The 17088-nt window shown below is 71.6% G+C and carries 14 protein-coding genes; 13 read left to right on the top strand and 1 reads right to left on the bottom strand.

Translation table 11 applies throughout. The annotated features are described in order from the left end of the window. Positions 1-3: 3 nt before the first annotated feature. The 12 genes from AC5677_RS07335 to AC5677_RS07280 all read left to right on the top strand — a co-directional run bounded on the left by AC5677_RS07335 (position 4) and on the right by AC5677_RS07280 (position 15159). Positions 4-1290: a dihydroorotase gene (locus AC5677_RS07335; protein ID WP_497194199.1), complete on the top strand. Its 1287-nt coding sequence runs from the start codon at positions 4-6 to the stop codon at positions 1288-1290. Beyond that, positions 1287-1874, top strand: coding sequence for a PH-like domain-containing protein (locus tag AC5677_RS07330; protein WP_497194198.1), 588 nt, complete (start codon positions 1287-1289; stop codon positions 1872-1874). Before AC5677_RS07335 ends, AC5677_RS07330 begins: the two co-directional genes overlap by 4 nt. After that, on the top strand, positions 1871-3013 hold the full coding sequence (gene carA, locus AC5677_RS07325; protein ID WP_497194197.1) for a glutamine-hydrolyzing carbamoyl-phosphate synthase small subunit: 1143 nt from the start codon (positions 1871-1873) through the stop codon (positions 3011-3013). Before AC5677_RS07330 ends, carA begins: the two co-directional genes overlap by 4 nt. Then, entirely contained in the window at positions 3006-6317 is a 3312-nt protein-coding gene (carB, locus tag AC5677_RS07320; protein WP_497194196.1) for a carbamoyl-phosphate synthase large subunit, read from the top strand. The genes carA and carB overlap by 8 nt, the downstream gene beginning before the upstream one ends. 104 nt (positions 6318-6421) lie before the next feature. Next, positions 6422-7531 (top strand): quinone-dependent dihydroorotate dehydrogenase, encoded by a 1110-nt coding sequence (locus AC5677_RS07315; protein ID WP_497194195.1) that lies wholly within the window; start codon positions 6422-6424, stop codon positions 7529-7531. Continuing rightward, positions 7528-8364 carry an orotidine-5'-phosphate decarboxylase gene (gene pyrF / locus AC5677_RS07310; protein WP_497194194.1) on the top strand — a complete coding sequence of 279 codons (837 nt, stop codon included), beginning with the start codon at positions 7528-7530 and terminating at the stop codon, positions 8362-8364. The genes AC5677_RS07315 and pyrF overlap by 4 nt, the downstream gene beginning before the upstream one ends. A 216-nt stretch (positions 8365-8580) precedes the next feature. Beyond that, positions 8581-8904, top strand: coding sequence for an integration host factor (locus AC5677_RS07305; RefSeq protein ID WP_390779081.1), 324 nt, complete (start codon positions 8581-8583; stop codon positions 8902-8904). 38 nt (positions 8905-8942) lie between these two features. Then, positions 8943-9563 carry a guanylate kinase gene (gmk, locus tag AC5677_RS07300; RefSeq protein ID WP_497194193.1) on the top strand — a complete coding sequence of 207 codons (621 nt, stop codon included), beginning with the start codon at positions 8943-8945 and terminating at the stop codon, positions 9561-9563. Between the two features lie 88 nt (positions 9564-9651). Then, positions 9652-9924, top strand: coding sequence for a DNA-directed RNA polymerase subunit omega (gene rpoZ / locus AC5677_RS07295; RefSeq protein WP_005319902.1), 273 nt, complete (start codon positions 9652-9654; stop codon positions 9922-9924). Positions 9925-10061: 137 nt separating this feature from the next. Next, on the top strand, positions 10062-11324 hold the full coding sequence (gene coaBC, locus AC5677_RS07290) for a bifunctional phosphopantothenoylcysteine decarboxylase/phosphopantothenate--cysteine ligase CoaBC (RefSeq protein WP_497194192.1): 1263 nt from the start codon (positions 10062-10064) through the stop codon (positions 11322-11324). A gap of 251 nt (positions 11325-11575) precedes the next feature. Then, positions 11576-12784, top strand: a complete 1209-nt coding sequence (gene metK / locus AC5677_RS07285; RefSeq protein ID WP_497194191.1) for a methionine adenosyltransferase — start codon at positions 11576-11578, stop codon at positions 12782-12784. A 233-nt stretch (positions 12785-13017) separates the two neighbouring features. Further along, positions 13018-15159: a primosomal protein N' gene (locus tag AC5677_RS07280; protein WP_497194190.1), complete on the top strand. Its 2142-nt coding sequence runs from the start codon at positions 13018-13020 to the stop codon at positions 15157-15159. A 130-nt stretch (positions 15160-15289) separates the two neighbouring features. Here the strand turns inward: AC5677_RS07280 and AC5677_RS07275 are convergent, their stop codons facing one another. Next, positions 15290-15826 carry a hypothetical protein gene (locus tag AC5677_RS07275; RefSeq protein WP_497194189.1) on the bottom strand — a complete coding sequence of 179 codons (537 nt, stop codon included), beginning with the start codon at positions 15824-15826 and terminating at the stop codon, positions 15290-15292. A gap of 276 nt (positions 15827-16102) precedes the next feature. Here AC5677_RS07275 and fmt point away from each other — a divergent pair, with 276 nt between their 5' ends. Next, positions 16103-17041: a methionyl-tRNA formyltransferase gene (gene fmt, locus AC5677_RS07270; RefSeq protein WP_497194188.1), complete on the top strand. Its 939-nt coding sequence runs from the start codon at positions 16103-16105 to the stop codon at positions 17039-17041. Positions 17042-17088 lie beyond the last annotated feature (47 nt).

Raw genomic sequence — 17088 nt, 5'->3', positions numbered from 1 at the left:
ACCATGAGCAAGATCCTGATCCGCGGTGCGAAGGTGCTCGGCGGCGAGCCGCAGGACGTCCTGATCGACGGGGAGCTCATCGAGGCCGTGGGCCCCGGGCTGCCGGCCGACGGCGCCCAGGTCATCGAGGCCGACGGGAAGGTGCTGCTGCCCGGACTCGTCGACCTGCACACCCATCTGCGCGAGCCCGGCCGCGAGGACTCCGAGACCGTCCTCACCGGCACCCGGGCCGCGGCCTCCGGCGGCTACACCGCGGTGTTCGCCATGGCCAACACCTTCCCCGTCGCCGACACCGCCGGCGTCGTCGAGCAGGTCTACCGGCTCGGCCAGGAGTCCGGCTACTGCGACGTCCAGCCCATCGGCGCCGTCACGGTCGGCCTGGAGGGCAGGAATCTCGCCGAGCTGGGCGCCATGCACGAGTCCGCCGCCGGGGTCACCGTCTTCTCCGACGACGGCAAGTGCGTCGACGACGCCGTCATCATGCGGCGCGCCCTGGAGTACGTGAAGGCCTTCGGCGGCGTCGTCGCGCAGCACGCCCAGGAGCCGCGGCTGACCGAGGGCGCCCAGATGAACGAGGGCATCGTCTCCGCCGAGCTGGGCCTCGGGGGATGGCCCGCGGTGGCCGAAGAATCGATCATTGCCCGGGATGTCCTGCTCGCCGAGCACGTCGGCTCGCGCGTCCACATCTGCCATCTGTCGACCGCCGGATCCGTCGAGATCGTGCGCTGGGCCAAGTCCCGCGGCATCGACGTCACCGCCGAGGTCACCCCGCACCACCTCCTCCTCACCGACGAGATGGTGCGCACCTACAACCCGGTCTACAAGGTCAACCCGCCGCTGCGCACCGAGCGCGACGTCATGGCGCTGCGCGAGGCCCTCGCCGACGGCACGATCGACATCGTCGCCACCGACCACGCCCCGCACCCGCACGAGGACAAGGACTGCGAGTGGGCCGCGGCCGCCATGGGCATGGTGGGCCTGGAGACCGCGCTGTCCGTCGTCCAGCAGACGATGGTCGAGACCGGCCTGCTGACCTGGGCGGACGTCGCGGACCGGATGTCCTTCAAGCCCGCGCGGATCGGGCGGGCCACCGGCCACGGCCGCCCCATCTCGGCAGGTGAGCCCGCCAACCTCACGCTGGTCGATTCCGCTTACCGTGGAGAGGTGGACCCCGCGGGCTTCGCCTCCCGCAGCCGCAACACCCCCTACCAGGGCCGTGAGCTGCCGGGGCGCGTCACCCACACCTTCCTGCGGGGCCGCGCAACGGTCGTCGACGGGAAGCTGGCGTGACTCCTTCACTCATCCATCTGGCCGAAGCGCAGAAGTCCGCGCCGGTCACCGACTGGGCCGCCCGGATCGGCTGGGTCGTCGGCCTGCTGGTCTTCGTGATCTTCCTCTACTGGCTGATGCGCGAGGGCTGGAAGTGGCGCGGCAAGCTCCAGGGCGATCTGCCCGAGCTGCCGGCCACCCCCGACGACCTGGGTGAACCGACGCTGAGGCTCAGCGGCCGCTACCACGGCTCCACTACCGCCGGGCAGTGGCTCGACCGGATCGTCGCGCACGGCCTGGGCACCCGCAGCCGCGCCGAGCTGACCCTGACCGACCGGGGCCTGGACGTCGTACGGCCGGGCGCGCAGGACTTCTTCGTGCCCGCCGCCGCCCTGCGCGGCGCCCGCCTCGACAAGGGCATCGCGGGCAAGGTCCTCACCGAGGGCGGTCTGCTGATCGTCACCTGGGAGCACGGGGACAAGGAGATCGACTCCGGGTTCCGCTCCGACCGGGCGGACGAGCACGCGGCCTGGGTCGAGGCCCTCACCACACTCAGTTCCACCACCAGCACCACCGAGCACACCGAAACGGAAGGCGCACGATGACGACCTCCACCAGGGGGACTGCCAAGATCCCCGCCGTACTCGTCCTGGAGGACGGCCGCACCTTCCGCGGCCGCGCCTACGGGGCCGTGGGGGAGACCTTCGGCGAAGCGGTGTTCTCCACCGGCATGACCGGCTACCAGGAGACGCTGACCGACCCCTCGTACCACCGCCAGGTCGTCGTCATGACCGCCCCGCACATCGGCAACACCGGCGTGAACGACGAGGACCCCGAGTCGCAGCGGATCTGGGTCTCCGGCTACGTCGTCCGCGACCCCGCCCGCATCCCGTCCAACTGGCGCTCGGTGCGCTCCCTGGACGACGAGCTGGTCGCGCAGGGCGTCGTCGGCATCAGCGGCATCGACACCCGGGCGCTGACCCGCCATCTGCGCGAGCGCGGCGCCATGCGCGTCGGCATCTTCTCCGGCGACGCGCTGCCCGACGCGGGCGTCATGCTGGCCAAGGTGCGCCAGGCCCCCGAGATGCAGGGCTCGGACCTGTCCACGCAGGTTGCCACCAAGGAGTCCTACGTCGTCCCGGCCATCGGCACGAAGAAGTTCACCGTCGCCGCGATCGACCTGGGCATCAAGGGCATGACCCCGCACCGGATGGCCGAGCGCGGCATCGAGGTGCACGTCCTGCCCGCCACGGCCACCGTCGAGGACGTCTACGCCGTCAACCCGGACGGCGTGTTCTTCTCCAACGGCCCCGGCGACCCGGCCACCGCCGACCACCCCGTCTCCGTCATGCAGGGCGTCCTGGAGCGTAGGACGCCGCTGTTCGGCATCTGCTTCGGCAACCAGATCTTGGGCCGTGCGCTGGGCTTCGGCACGTACAAGCTCAAGTACGGTCACCGTGGCATCAACCAGCCGGTGCAGGACCGTACGACCGGCAAGGTCGAGGTCACCGCGCACAACCACGGTTTCGCCGTCGACGCGCCGCTCGACAAGGTCTCCGACACCCCCTACGGCCGCGCCGAGGTCTCCCACGTCTGCCTGAACGACAACGTGGTGGAGGGGCTCCAGCTCCTCGACCAGCCGGCCTTCAGCGTCCAGTACCACCCCGAGGCGGCCGCTGGCCCGCACGACGCCGCGTACCTCTTCGACCGCTTCGTTTCCCTGATGGAGGGCCAGCGTGCCTAAGCGCACCGATATCCAGTCCGTCCTGGTCATCGGCTCCGGCCCGATCGTCATCGGCCAGGCCGCCGAATTCGACTACTCCGGCACCCAGGCCTGCCGGGTCCTCAAGTCCGAGGGCCTGCGCGTCATCCTGGTGAACTCCAACCCGGCGACGATCATGACCGACCCGGAGATCGCCGACGCGACGTATGTCGAGCCGATCACCCCGGAATTCGTCGAGAAGATCATCGCCAAGGAGCGCCCCGACGCGCTCCTGCCCACCCTCGGTGGCCAGACGGCCCTGAACACCGCGATCTCGCTGCACGGATCCGGTGTCCTGGACAAGTACGGCGTCGAGCTGATCGGCGCCAATGTCGAGGCCATCAACAAGGGCGAGGACCGCGACCTGTTCAAGGAGGTCGTCGAGGAGGTCAACCGCAAGATCGGCCACGGTGAGTCCGCCCGCTCGGTCATCTGCCACTCCATGGACGACGTCCTGGCGGGCGTCGACGAACTCGGCGGCTACCCCGTCGTCGTCCGTCCCTCCTTCACCATGGGCGGCGCCGGCTCCGGCTTCGCGCACGACGAGGAGGAGCTGCGCCGCATCGCCGGCCAGGGCCTGACGCTCTCCCCGACCACCGAGGTGCTCCTGGAGGAGTCCATCCTCGGCTGGAAGGAGTACGAGCTGGAGCTGATGCGCGACCGGAACGACAACGTCGTGGTCGTCTGCTCCATCGAGAACTTCGACCCGATGGGCGTGCACACCGGCGACTCGATCACGGTCGCGCCGGCCATGACGCTCACCGACCGCGAGTACCAGATCCTGCGGGACGTCGGCATCGCGATCATCCGCGAGGTCGGCGTCGACACCGGCGGCTGCAACATCCAGTTCGCGGTCAACCCCGAGGACGGCCGGGTCATCGTCATCGAGATGAACCCCCGCGTCTCGCGCTCCTCGGCCCTGGCCTCCAAGGCCACCGGCTTCCCGATCGCGAAGATCGCCGCCCGTCTCGCCGTCGGCTACACCCTCGACGAGATCCCCAACGACATCACCGAGAAGACCCCGGCCTCCTTCGAGCCGACCCTCGACTACGTCGTCGTCAAGGTGCCGCGCTTCGCCTTCGAGAAGTTCCCGGTCGCCGACGCCACGCTCACCACGACCATGAAGTCGGTCGGCGAGGCGATGGCCATCGGCCGTAACTTCCCCGAGGCGCTGCAGAAGGCGCTGCGCTCGCTGGAGAAGAAGGGCAGCCAGTTCGACTTCGTCGGCGAGCCCGGCGACAAGGCCGAGCTGCTGGTCAAGGCCCAGGTCCCCACCGACGGCCGGATCAACACCGTCATGCAGGCCATCCGGGCGGGCGCCACCCCGCAGGAGGTCTTCGACGCCACGAAGATCGACCCCTGGTTCGTCGACCAGCTCTTCCTGATCAAGGAGACCGCCGACGAGATCGCGGCCGCCGAGAAGCTCCACCCGGAGATCCTTGCGGACGCAAAGCGCTGCGGCTTCTCCGACGCCCAGATCGCGGCCCTCCGCGGCCTGCGCGAGGACGTCGTCCGCGAGGTCCGGCACGCCCTCGGCGTCCGCCCGGTCTACAAGACGGTCGACACCTGCGCCGCCGAGTTCGCCGCGAAGACCCCGTACTTCTACTCCTCCTACGACGAGGAGAGCGAGGTCGCGCCGCGCGAGAAGCCGGCCGTGATCATCCTCGGCTCCGGCCCCAACCGCATCGGCCAGGGCATCGAGTTCGACTACTCCTGCGTCCACGCCTCCTTCGCGCTCAGCGACGCGGGCTACGAGACCGTGATGGTCAACTGCAACCCCGAGACCGTCTCGACGGACTACGACACCTCCGACCGCCTGTACTTCGAGCCGCTGACGCTCGAGGACGTGCTGGAGATCGTGCACGCCGAGCAGCAGGCGGGCCCGGTCGCCGGCGTCATCGTCCAGCTCGGCGGCCAGACCCCGCTGGGCCTGGCGCAGGCGCTCAAGGACAACGGCGTGCCGATCGTCGGCACCTCGCCCGAGGCCATCGACCTCGCTGAGGAGCGTGGCGCCTTCGGCCGCGTCCTGACCGAGGCCGGACTGCCCGCCCCCAAGTACGGCACCGCCTTCTCGTTCGACGAGGCCAAGTCCATCGCCGCCGAGATCGGCTACCCGGTGATGGTCCGCCCGTCGTACGTCCTCGGCGGCCGCGGCATGGAGATCGTCTACGACGAGCCGTCGCTGGGCGGGTACCTGGAGCGGCACGCGGGCCTGATCGACCAGCACCCGGTCCTCATCGACCGCTTCCTCGACGACGCCATAGAGATCGACGTCGACGCGCTCTACGACGGCCACGAGCTCTACCTCGGCGGCGTCATGGAGCACATCGAGGAGGCCGGTATCCACTCCGGCGACTCCGCCTGTGCGCTGCCCCCGATCACCCTCGGCGGCTACGACATCAAGCGGCTGCGCGCCTCGACGGAGGCCATCGCCAAGGGCGTGGGCGTCCGCGGCCTGATCAACATCCAGTTCGCGATGGCCGGCGACATCCTCTACGTCCTGGAGGCCAACCCGCGCGCCTCGCGCACCGTGCCCTTCACCTCGAAGGCCACCGCGGTACCGCTGGCCAAGGCCGCCGCCCGGATCTCGCTCGGCGCCACCGTCGCCGAACTGCGCGCCGAGGGCATGCTCCCGAGGAACGGCGACGGCGGCACCCTGCCGCTGGACGCGCCGATCTCCGTCAAGGAGGCCGTGATGCCCTGGTCGCGGTTCCGCGACATCCACGGCCGCGGCGTCGACACCATCCTCGGCCCGGAGATGCGCTCCACCGGCGAGGTCATGGGCATCGACTCGGTCTTCGGCACCGCCTACGCCAAGTCGCAGACCGGCGCCTACGGGGCGCTGCCCACCAAGGGCCGCGCGTTCGTCTCCGTCGCCAACCGCGACAAGCGCTCGATGATCTTCCCGGCCCGCGAGCTGGTCGCCCACGGCTTCGAGCTGCTGGCCACCTCCGGCACCGCCGAGGTCCTGCGCCGCAACGGCATCAACGCCACCGTGGTGCGCAAGCAGTCCGAGGGCGAGGGGCCCAACGGCGAGAAGACCATCGTCCAGCTGATCCACGACGGCCAGGTCGACCTGATCGTCAACACGCCGTACGGCACCGGCGGCCGCCTCGACGGCTACGACATCCGTACCGCGTCCGTCGCCCGCGGCATCCCCTGCCTGACCACGGTCCAGGCGCTGGCCGCCGCCGTCCAGGGCATCGAGGCGATGTCCCGCGGTGACGTCGGCGTGCGTTCCCTCCAGGAACACGCACAGCAGCTCACCGCGGCCCGCGAGGAGTAGGGACCGGGAGGGGGACACCGCAAGGTGTCCCCCTCTTCGTCAGCCCCCGTACCTCTCCAGCGATCTCCCCTGCGACCTCTTCAGCGCGGAAGGCCCACCCGACCATGTACCGCCTCTTCTTCAACCTGATCTTCAAGCGCATGGATCCCGAGCAGGCCCACCACCTGGCCTTCCGCTGGATCCAGCTGGCCGTGCGCCTCCCCGTGCTCCGCACCTTCATCGCCGCCGCCCTCGCGCCCCGCTACAAGGAGCTGCGCACCGAGGCGCTCGGCCGCCGGATGCACGGCCCGTTCGGTCTGGCCGCCGGCTTCGACAAGAACGCCGTCGCCATCGACGGCATGACCATGCTCGGCTTCGACCATGTCGAGATCGGCACGGTCACCGCCCAGGCCCAGCCCGGCAACCCCAAGAAGCGCCTGTTCCGCCTCGTCCCGGACCGCGCGCTGATCAACCGCATGGGCTTCAACAACGACGGCTCGGCGTCCGTGGCGGCCCGCCTGGCCGCCCGTAACCCGGTCTTCCCGACCACCGTCGGCGTCAACATCGGCAAGACCAAGGTCGTCCCGGAGGAGGAGGCGGTGGGCGACTACGTCACCTCCACCGAGCGCCTCGCCGTCCACGCCGACTACCTGGTCGTCAACGTCTCCTCGCCCAACACCCCGGGCCTGCGCAACCTCCAGGCCGTCGAGCACCTGCGCCCGCTGCTGAGCGCCGTACGCGAGGCCGCCGACCGTACGGTCACCGACCGCCGCGTCCCGCTGCTGGTCAAGATCGCCCCGGACCTGGCCGACGCGGACATCGACGCGGTCGCCGACCTCGCCCTGGAACTGGGCCTGGACGGCATCATCGCCACCAACACCACCATCGCCCGCGACGGCCTCGGCCTGACCTCCGACCCGAAGCTGACCGCCGAGACCGGCGGCCTCTCCGGCGCCCCCGTCAAGGAGCGCTCCCTGGAGGTCCTGCGCCGCCTGTACGCCCGCGTGGGCGACCGGATCACCCTCATCGGGGTCGGCGGGATCACCACCGCCGAGGACGCCTGGCAGCGCATCCTCGCCGGCGCCACCCTCGTCCAGGGCTACAGCGCCTTCATCTACGAGGGCCCGTTCTGGTGCCGCGCCCTCCACAAGGGCCTCGCCGCACGCCTGCGCAACAGCCCGTACGCCACCCTCGCCGACGCGGTCGGCGCCGAGCACAAGAAGGTGACCGCATGACTCCCGAGCCCTTCGGCGCCCGCCTGCGCCGTGCCATGGACGAGCGCGGCCCGCTCTGCGTCGGCATCGATCCGCACGCCTCGCTGCTGGCCGACTGGGGCCTGAACGACGACGTCGCGGGCCTGGCCCGCTTCACCCGTACCGTCGTGGAGGCGCTCGGCGAGCAGGTCGCGGTCTTCAAGCCGCAGTCCGCGTTCTTCGAGCGCTTCGGCTCGCGCGGCATCGCCGTCCTGGAGACCGCCGTCGAGGAGGCCCGCGAGCGCGGCGCCCTGGTCCTGATGGACGCCAAGCGCGGCGACATCGGCTCGACCATGGCCGCATACGCCGAGACCTACCTGCGCAAGGACTCGCCGCTCTTCAGCGACGCGCTCACCGTCTCCCCGTACCTCGGCTACGGCTCCCTGAAGCCGGCCGTCGACCTGGCCCGCGAGAGCGGCGCCGGACTCTTCGTGCTCGCCCTGACCTCCAACCCGGAGGGCGCGGAGGTCCAGCGCGCGCTGCGCGAGGACGGCCGCACGCTGGCCGCGACCATGCTCGGCCACCTCGCGGCCGAGAACGCCGGCGCCGAGCCGCTGGGATCCTTCGGCGCGGTCGTCGGTGCCACCCTCGGCGATCTCTCGTCCTTCGATCTGGCCGTCAACGGCCCGCTGCTCGCTCCCGGCATCGGCGCCCAGGGCGCCACCCCCGCCGACCTCCCGACGGTCTTCGGGGACGCCGTGCGCAATGTGGTCCCCAGCGTCAGCCGAGGGGTCCTTCGGCACGGTCCGGACACCGCAGCGCTGCGCGCCGCGGCGGCCCGGTTCGCCGAGGAAGTGCGCACCGCGGTCTCTTAAGAGCGTTCCGGCAGGTGATTTGGTCCCGAATTGTCCTAGTCAGCAGAGTCTGACCAGGACTTTTCGTCTGTTCTCGCTGACTACAGCGCACTTGCCCGCTAGTCTCCGTCGAGAGCACTGCACGTAAGCGCGTTGCTCGTTGCTCCGCAGGTGCGGGGCGACTAGGTTCCACACCGGTCCGTATCCGATCAGTTCGACATCCGAGGTGACGTAGGCGTGGCTCTTCCGCCCCTTACCCCTGAACAGCGCGCAGCCGCGCTCGAGAAGGCCGCCGCGGCTCGCCGGGAGCGGGCCGAGGTCAAGAATCGGCTCAAGCACTCCGGTGCCTCGCTGCATGAGGTCATCGAGCAGGGCCAGAAGAACGATGTCATCGGCAAGATGAAGGTCTCCGCGCTCCTGGAGTCCCTGCCCGGCGTCGGCAAGGTCCGCGCCAAGCAGATCATGGAGCGGCTCGGGATCTCCGAGAGCCGCCGCGTACGGGGTCTTGGCTCCAACCAGATCGCGTCGCTGGAGCGAGAGTTCGGCGGCACCGCCGCCTGAGTTTTCCGGCACTGCCCGGAAGCTGGAATAATCGCTGCATGAGTTCTGCAGTCTCCCGGGGGGAGACCCCCGTACCCCCGGTCAGACAACCGCGACTGACCGTGCTCTCCGGCCCCTCGGGGGTCGGTAAGAGCACGGTCGTCGCGCATCTGCGCAAGGTCCATCCCGAGGTCTGGCTCTCGGTTTCGGCCACGACCCGCAAGCCGCGCCCCGGGGAGCGGCACGGCGTCCAGTACTTCTTCGTCGAGGACGAGGAGTTCGACAAGCTCATCGCCAACGGTGAGCTGCTCGAATGGGCCGAATTCGCCGGCCACCGCTACGGCACGCCACGCCAGGCGGTCATGGACCGTCTCGACGCCGGTGAACCGGTCCTGCTGGAGATCGATCTGCAGGGCGCCCGCCAGGTCCGCGAATCCATGGAGGAGGCCCAGCTGGTCTTCCTCGCCCCGCCGAGCTGGGAGGAGCTGGTCCGCCGGCTCACCGGCCGGGGGACCGAGGCGCCCGAGGTCATCGAGCGCCGACTGGCGGCCGCCAAGATCGAACTGGCCGCCGAGAAGGAATTCGATGTGACCCTTGTCAACACCTCCGTCGAGGCCGTCAGCCGTGAGCTGCTAGCCTTGATGCTGGATCGATCTGGGGACCGGAACATCAGCGGCTGAGCCCGCGGAGGTTTCCGGCGGATCCCCGGACGTCACATCTTTGCGTTTAATGCTTCACCCCGGCTTCATCCCCTTCGGAAGGCAGAGAGTGTCCTCTTCCATCACCGCACCCGAGGGCATCATCAACCCGCCAATTGATGAGCTTCTCGAGGCCACCGACTCGAAGTACAGCCTTGTGATCTACGCCGCCAAGCGCGCGCGCCAGATCAACGCGTACTACTCGCAGCTCGGTGAGGGCCTGCTTGAGTACGTCGGTCCGCTCGTCGACACGCACGTCCACGAGAAGCCCCTGTCGATCGCGCTGCGCGAGATCAACGCGGGCCTGCTGACCTCCGAGGCCATCGAGGGCCCGGCCCAGTAAGCGGCAGCACACCTCATCGAGGGCCCGGCGGGACTTCCGCCGGGCCCTTGGTGTGTCATAGGGGCATACGTACGGACCACGTACCGGCCGTGTGCGGATCACGTACCGGACCGGTTGTCTTGGGGAGAGCCGAAGCGATGGACGCACAGGAGCGGGGTCAGGGGCGGGCACGGCCCAGGGTCGTCCTCGGGGTCAGCGGCGGGATCGCCGCGTACAAAGCCTGTGAGCTGCTGCGGCGGCTCACCGAGTCCGGGCACGACGTACGGGTGGTGCCGACCGCCGCGTCGCTGCACTTCATCGGGGAGGCCACCTGGTCGGCGCTGTCCGGCAACCCGGCCTCCACCGAGGTCTGGGAGTCCGTCCACGAGGTCCCGCATGTGCGCATCGGGCAGCACGCCGACCTCGTCGTGGTCGCCCCCGCCACCGCCGACCTGCTGGCCAAGGCCGCCCACGGCCTCGCCGACGACCTGCTGACCAACACCCTCCTCACCGCCCGCTGTCCGGTGGTCTTCGCCCCCGCGATGCACACCGAGATGTGGGAGAACCCCGCCACCCAGGAGAACGTCGCCACCCTCCGCCGCCGCGGCGCGATCGTCATCGAGCCCGCCGTCGGCCGTCTGACCGGCGTCGACACCGGCAAGGGCCGCTTCCCCGACCCCGTGGAGATCTTCGACCTCTGCCGTCACATCCTGCGGCGGAGCGGATCGGACCGCGGCGAACAGGTCCTCCCTCAGGACCTCGCGGGCCGTCATGTCGTGGTCACCGCCGGCGGCACCCGCGAGCCCCTGGACCCGGTCCGCTATCTGGGCAACCGCTCCTCCGGCAAGCAGGGCTACGCCCTCGCCCGCACGGCTGCGGCCCGCGGCGCCCGGGTCACCCTCGTCGCGGGCAACACCGAGCTGCCCGACCCGGCCGGTGTGGACGTCCTCCGCATCGGTACGGCCCGCCAGCTCCGCGAGGCCGTCCTGAAGGCCGCCGCGGATGCCGATGCGGTGGTGATGGCCGCCGCCGTCGCCGATTTCCGGCCCGCCGTCTATACCACCGGCAAGATCAAGAAGATCGACGGCGCGGAGCCGGAGCCCGTCACCTTGGTGCGTAATCCGGACATCCTCGCCGAGATCTCCGGGGAACGGGCCCGCCCCGGGCAGGTCGTCGTGGGCTTCGCCGCCGAGACCGACGACGTGCTTGCCAACGGCCGCGCCAAGCTCGCCCGCAAGGGCTGTGACCTGCTGGTCGTCAACGAGGTCGGCGAGCACAAGACCTTCGGCTCGGCCGAGAACGAGGCGGTGATCCTGGCCGCGGACGGCAGCGAGACCCCGGTGCCGTACGGTCCCAAGGAAGACTTGGCCGAAACCATCTGGGACCTCGTCGCCCTCCGTCTCACCACGTTCCGCCCCTGAGTCGCCCGTGTAGCCTCGATTGGCCCCACCAGTCCCGAAAAGACCGGCGTGCCCCCTTGACCCGGGCCCCTCACTGCGGTGATCGTCCTACGGTGGACCGTGGTGTCCCAGGTCACGAGGGGTCCATAAATCGAGACTGCGTGCCCGAACGTCACATACGACCGATAAACTGGCCGTGGATCGGGCCGAGCGCAGCTCTCGGCCCTTCCGCCAATGATCAGCCAGCAGCCGCTGCAACCCCAGGGAGCGATGTGTCCCGCCGCCTGTTCACCTCGGAATCCGTCACCGAGGGCCACCCCGACAAGATCGCTGACCAGATCAGCGACACGATTCTCGACGCGCTCCTCAAGGAGGACCCGACCTCCCGGGTCGCCGTCGAGACGCTGATCACCACCGGCCTGGTCCACGTGGCCGGCGAGGTGACGACCAAGGCGTACGCCGACATCCCCAACCTCGTCCGCAACAAGATCCTCGACATCGGCTACGACTCCTCCAAGAAGGGCTTCGACGGCGCTTCCTGTGGGGTCTCGGTCTCCATCGGCGCACAGTCCCCGGACATCGCCCAGGGCGTCGACACCGCGTACGAGAACCGCGTCGAGGGCGATGACGACGAGCTGGACAGGCAGGGCGCCGGCGACCAGGGCCTGATGTTCGGCTACGCCTGCGACGAGACCCCGGAGCTGATGCCGCTCCCGATCAACCTCGCGCACCGCCTCTCCAAGCGCCTGTCCGAGGTCCGCAAGAACGGCACCATCCCCTACCTGCGCCCCGACGGCAAGACCCAGGTCACCATCGAGTACGACGGCCAGAAGGCCGTCCGCCTCGACACCGTCGTCGTCTCCTCGCAGCACGCCTCGGACATCGACCTCGACTCGCTGCTCGCGCCCGACATCCGCGAGTTCGTCGTCGAGCACGTCCTGGCCCAGCTCGTCGAGGACGGCATCAAGCTGGACACCGACGGCTACCGCCTGCTGGTCAACCCGACCGGCCGCTTCGAGATCGGCGGCCCGATGGGCGACGCCGGTCTCACCGGCCGCAAGATCATCATCGACACCTACGGCGGCATGGCCCGCCACGGTGGCGGCGCCTTCTCCGGCAAGGACCCGTCCAAGGTCGACCGCTCGGCCGCCTACGCCATGCGCTGGGTCGCCAAGAACGTCGTCGCCGCGGGCCTGGCCCAGCGCTGCGAGGTCCAGGTCGCCTACGCCATCGGCAAGGCCGAGCCCGTCGGTCTCTTCGTCGAGACCTTCGGCACCGAGACCGTCGACACCGAGAAGATCGAGAAGGCCATCGGCGAGGTCTTCGACCTCCGCCCGGCCGCGATCATCCGCGACCTCGACCTGCTCCGCCCGATCTACTCCCAGACCGCCGCCTACGGCCACTTCGGCCGTGAGCTGGAGGACTTCACCTGGGAGCGCACGGACCGGGTGGACGCGCTGCGCGAGGCGGCGGGGCTCTAAGCCGTCCCTTTGCCATGGCCCGTGGCCCCGGACCGTTCGACGGTCCGGGGCCGCGGGTCTTCCCGTACGCGGCACGGCCGGTCTTGACCGTTCGCCGTCACACGGGCGTGTCATCGGGGCGGAGCGCCGGATGATCATGGCGCATCCGGCGGGGCGGGCGGTGTGCCGCAGGGGCGCGGGGCGGACCGGCTCGCGGCCGCCCGCTGTCAGTGGCGTCTGCTAAGACTGGTCCTGTGAGCAGTGAGAACGGGCGGGATCCGGGGGAGCGGGGCGAGCAGCTGGCGCTGATCCGGGAGACCGTGCGGAAGGCGAAGGCGCCGCGGGCCAAACCGCGGACGTGGCGGGGGGCGGCGCTGGCCGGGGAGCTGCCGGTGGCGCGGGTGCTGGTCGACAAGGGCCCGGTGCATCTGGACAAGCTGTGGGACTACGCGGTGCCCGCGGCGATGGACGACGAGGCGCAGCCCGGGGTGCGGGTGCGGGTGCGGTTCGGGGCGGGCACCGGCAAGGTGCGCGACGGCCGGCGCGAGGGCGGGGGACTCCTCGACGGGTACATCGTCGAGCGGATCGCCGAGTCCGACTACCGCGGGCCGCTGGCCGCCCTCACCCAGGTCGTCTCGCCGGAGCCGGTGCTCAGCCCGCCGCTGCTGGCGCTGTGCCGGGCGGTCGCCGACCGCTATGCCGGCTCGCTCGCCGATGTGCTGCAGCTGGCCGTTCCGCCGCGCAACGCACGGGCCGAGGCGGAGCGGTTCCCGGCGCCGCCACCACCGCCCGCGGTGCCGTCGCTGGCCAGTTGGGGCCGGTATCCGGACGGGCCCGCGTTCCTGGACGCCCTGGTGCGCGGCGGCTCGCCGCGCGCGGTGTGGACGGCGCTGCCGGGGCCGGACTGGCCGTGGGAGCTGGCCGCCGCGGTGGCGGCGACCCTGGCGTCCGGGCGGGGCGCCCTGGTGGTGATGCCGGACGGGCGGTCGGCCGCCCGGGTGGACGCGGCGCTGACCGAGCTGGTGGGGCGGGGGATGCACACCGTGCTGGTGGCGGATTCGGGGCCCGAGGAGCGCTACCGCCGCTGGCTGTCGATACGCCGGGGCGCGGTCCGGGCCGTCGTGGGCACCCGGGCCGCCATGTATGCGCCGGTGGCGGATCTGGGGCTCGTCGCCATCTGGGACGACGGGAATTCCAGCCACAGCGATACCAACGCACCGCATCCGCACGCCCGCGATGTCCTGCTGCTGCGGGCCGTGCAGGAGAAGGCGGCGTGTCTGGTCGGCGACCTGGGGCGCACGGTCGAGGCCACACAGCTGGTGGAGAACGGCTGGGCGCGGGCCTTGGAGGCCGGGCGCGAACAGGTGCGCACGGCCGCGCCGTTGATCCGTACGGTCGATGACGTCGAGGCGGCCCGCGATGAGGCCGCGCGCGCCGCGCGGCTGCCGTCGCTCGCCTGGCAGACGGCCCGCGCGGGGCTGGCGCGGGGGCCGGTGCTGGTACAGGTGCCGCGCCGGGGCTACGTACCGAGGCTGGCCTGTGTCCGGTGCCGCGAGCCCGCGCGGTGCCGGCACTGCGCCGGGCCGCTGGAGGCGCACAGCAACGACAGCGCGCTGGGCTGCGCCTGGTGTGGACAGCAGGCACCGGACTGGTCCTGCGCGGAGTGCGGGGGCAGCAGGCTGCGGGCCCAGATCGTCGGCGCGCGGCGCACGGCCGAGGAGCTCGGGCGGGCGTTCCCGGAGGTGCCGGTGCGTACCTCCGGCCGTGACCACATCCTCGACACCGTGCCCGACCGGCCCGCTCTCGTGGTCTCCACACCGGGCGCGGAGCCGCTCGCCGAAGGCGGCGGTTACGCCGCCGCCCTGCTCCTGGACGGCTGGGCGCTGCTGGGGCGGCCGGATCTGCGGGCCGGGGAGGAGGCGCTGCGGCGCTGGCTGGGGGCGGCGGCGCTGGTGCGCGGGCAGGCGGCCGGCGGCACGGTCGCGGTGATCGCGGAGCCGACGCTGCGGCCGGTGCAGGCGCTGGTGCGGTGGGATCCGGTCGGGCACGCCGTGCGGGAGCTGGCCGAGCGGGCCGAGCTGGGTTTCCCGCCGGTGTCCCGGATGGCCTCGGTGGCCGGGCGGCCGGAGGATGTCGCGGAGTTGCTCGGTGCCGCGGAACTCCCGCCCGGAGCCGAGGTGCTGGGGCCCGTACCGATGCCGGTGCAGGATCCCGGGCGGCCCCGTCGGCCGGGCGATCCCCCGCCGGGGGAGGCGTGGGAGCGGGCGCTCGTACGGGTCCGGCCGGGGCAGGGGGCGGCGCTCGCGGCGGCGCTCAAGGCGGCGCGTGCGGCGCGGCTGGTCAAGCGGGAAGGGGAGCCGGTGCGGGTACGGATCGATCCGCCCGATCTCGGGTGAGCCGACCGGTCCCGGGTGCACGGCGGCCCCGTCCATGGCGCCGCCCCGGGACCGTGGTCGGCGGGCGGTCCCGGGGCGCTGGCGTGCGTCGGCGTGCGCAACCGGCAGAAGCGGTGCGCCGGGGGTGGCGTCAGCCGTTGCGGGGGCCGGGGAAGGCGCCCGGCCGGGCCTCGTCCCTGCTGGCGGCGGTGGGCTGCGCGGGCAGCGAGCGGGCGGCGGGGACGGACGGCGAGCCGGGCAGGCCCGCGGCCACGCCGACCGGGCGGGAGGAGGACGCCTCCGGCGCGCGTTCGGCGCCGTCGGCCGGGGGCTGGGCGGCGGCCCGGCGGGCGCCGTACCGGCGGTGCACCGCCTGCTTGGTGACGCCGAGCGCCGAGCCCACCGCATCCCAGGAGAAGCCCAGCGAACGGTCGAAGTCGACCGCCGCGGTGACGAGCGTCTCGACGCTGTCGCGCAGCTCCTGGGCGAGGCGCACCGTGGGGGCCGGCGCCCGCCCGTAGACGACGAAGCCCGCGGAAGGGCCCGTGCGGCGCGGCCGGTAGACGTTGCCGAGCTGAGCGGTCAGGGTGCGCAGCGCGTCCACCTGCCGGCGGACCCGCTCGATGTCCCGCACCAGGAGATGCAGGCTGGCGCGTGCCTGAGCGTCGTGGGTTGCGTGGTCGGCCATGAGCGAGCCTCTCGAACCGGCGTGAAAGAGGATGGATGAAAGCGAGCGGGCCGCCAAAGCGGCCCGTCGAAGGTCAATGCTGTTTGACCAACGCGACAGCAGCGGCTCTGGTCACGGTATGGGGGCGTACGAGCTTCCACAGGAGGCGCGGAAGTACTCGCACGCCCCCCGGCGTCGTACACCGCGGCCCCGCACCGGAGTCCGCCCCCACCACGTGCGCCGAGCCCCCTAGACTGGTGCGCCGTTCCGCAGCGCGAGAGAGGTAGTGCGCCACCCATGAGGCTCGTCTTCGCCGGCACCCCCGAGGTTGCCGTGCCCGCCCTCGATGCCCTGATCGCCTCGGACCGGCATGAGGTCGTGGCCGTTGTGACCCGGCCCGACGCGCCGTCCGGCCGCGGCCGCAGGATGGTTGCGAGCCCCGTCGCGGAGCGCGCGGAGGAGGCCGGTATCGAGGTCCTCAAGCCCGCCAAGCCGCGCGACGAGGACTTCCTGGCCCGGCTGCGGGAGATCGCGCCGGACTGCTGCCCGGTCGTCGCCTATGGCGCGCTGCTGCCGAAGGTCGCGCTCGACGTCCCCGCCAAGGGATGGGTCAATCTGCACTTCTCGCTGCTGCCCGCCTGGCGCGGTGCGGCGCCCGTTCAGCATGCGGTCCTTGCGGGTGACGAGGTCACCGGCGCCGCCACCTTCCAGATCGAGCAGGGCCTGGACTCCGGCCCGGTCTTCGGCGTGCTGACCGAGGAGATCCGGCCGACCGACACGAGCGGTGATCTGCTCACCCGGCTGGCGTTCGCGGGCGCGGGGCTCCTCACCGCGACCATGGACGGCATCGAGGACGGCACCCTGCAAGCCGTCCCGCAGCCCGCCGAGGGCATCACGCTCGCGCCGAAGATCGAGGTGGAGGACGCCAAGGTGGACTGGGCGGCGCCGGCGCTGCGCGTCGACCGCCTCGTGCGGGCCTGCGCGCCCGCGCCCGGTGCCTGGACGGTCTTCCGCGACGAACGCCTCAAGCTGATGTCGGCCGCTCTGGTGGCGGACCGTGCGGACCTGGAGCTGGCGCCCGGCGAACTCGCCGTCACCAAGAAGGCGGTGTACGTCGGCACCGGCAGCCACGCCGTCGAACTCCTCTGGGTCCAGCCCCAGGGCAAGAAGCCGATGAAGGCCGCCGACTGGGCCCGCGGTGTACGGATCGAGACCGGGGAGCGGCTCGCGGGCTAGCCCGCGACGTCCCCGCGGCGGGGGCCGGCGCAGCCCGCGTAGGCTGG

It is taken from the genome of Streptomyces sp. JLSY215, assembly GCF_059682825.1.
The sequence above is the reverse complement of the archived record's forward strand: the minus strand, read 5'-3'. Positions and strand labels throughout refer to the sequence as shown.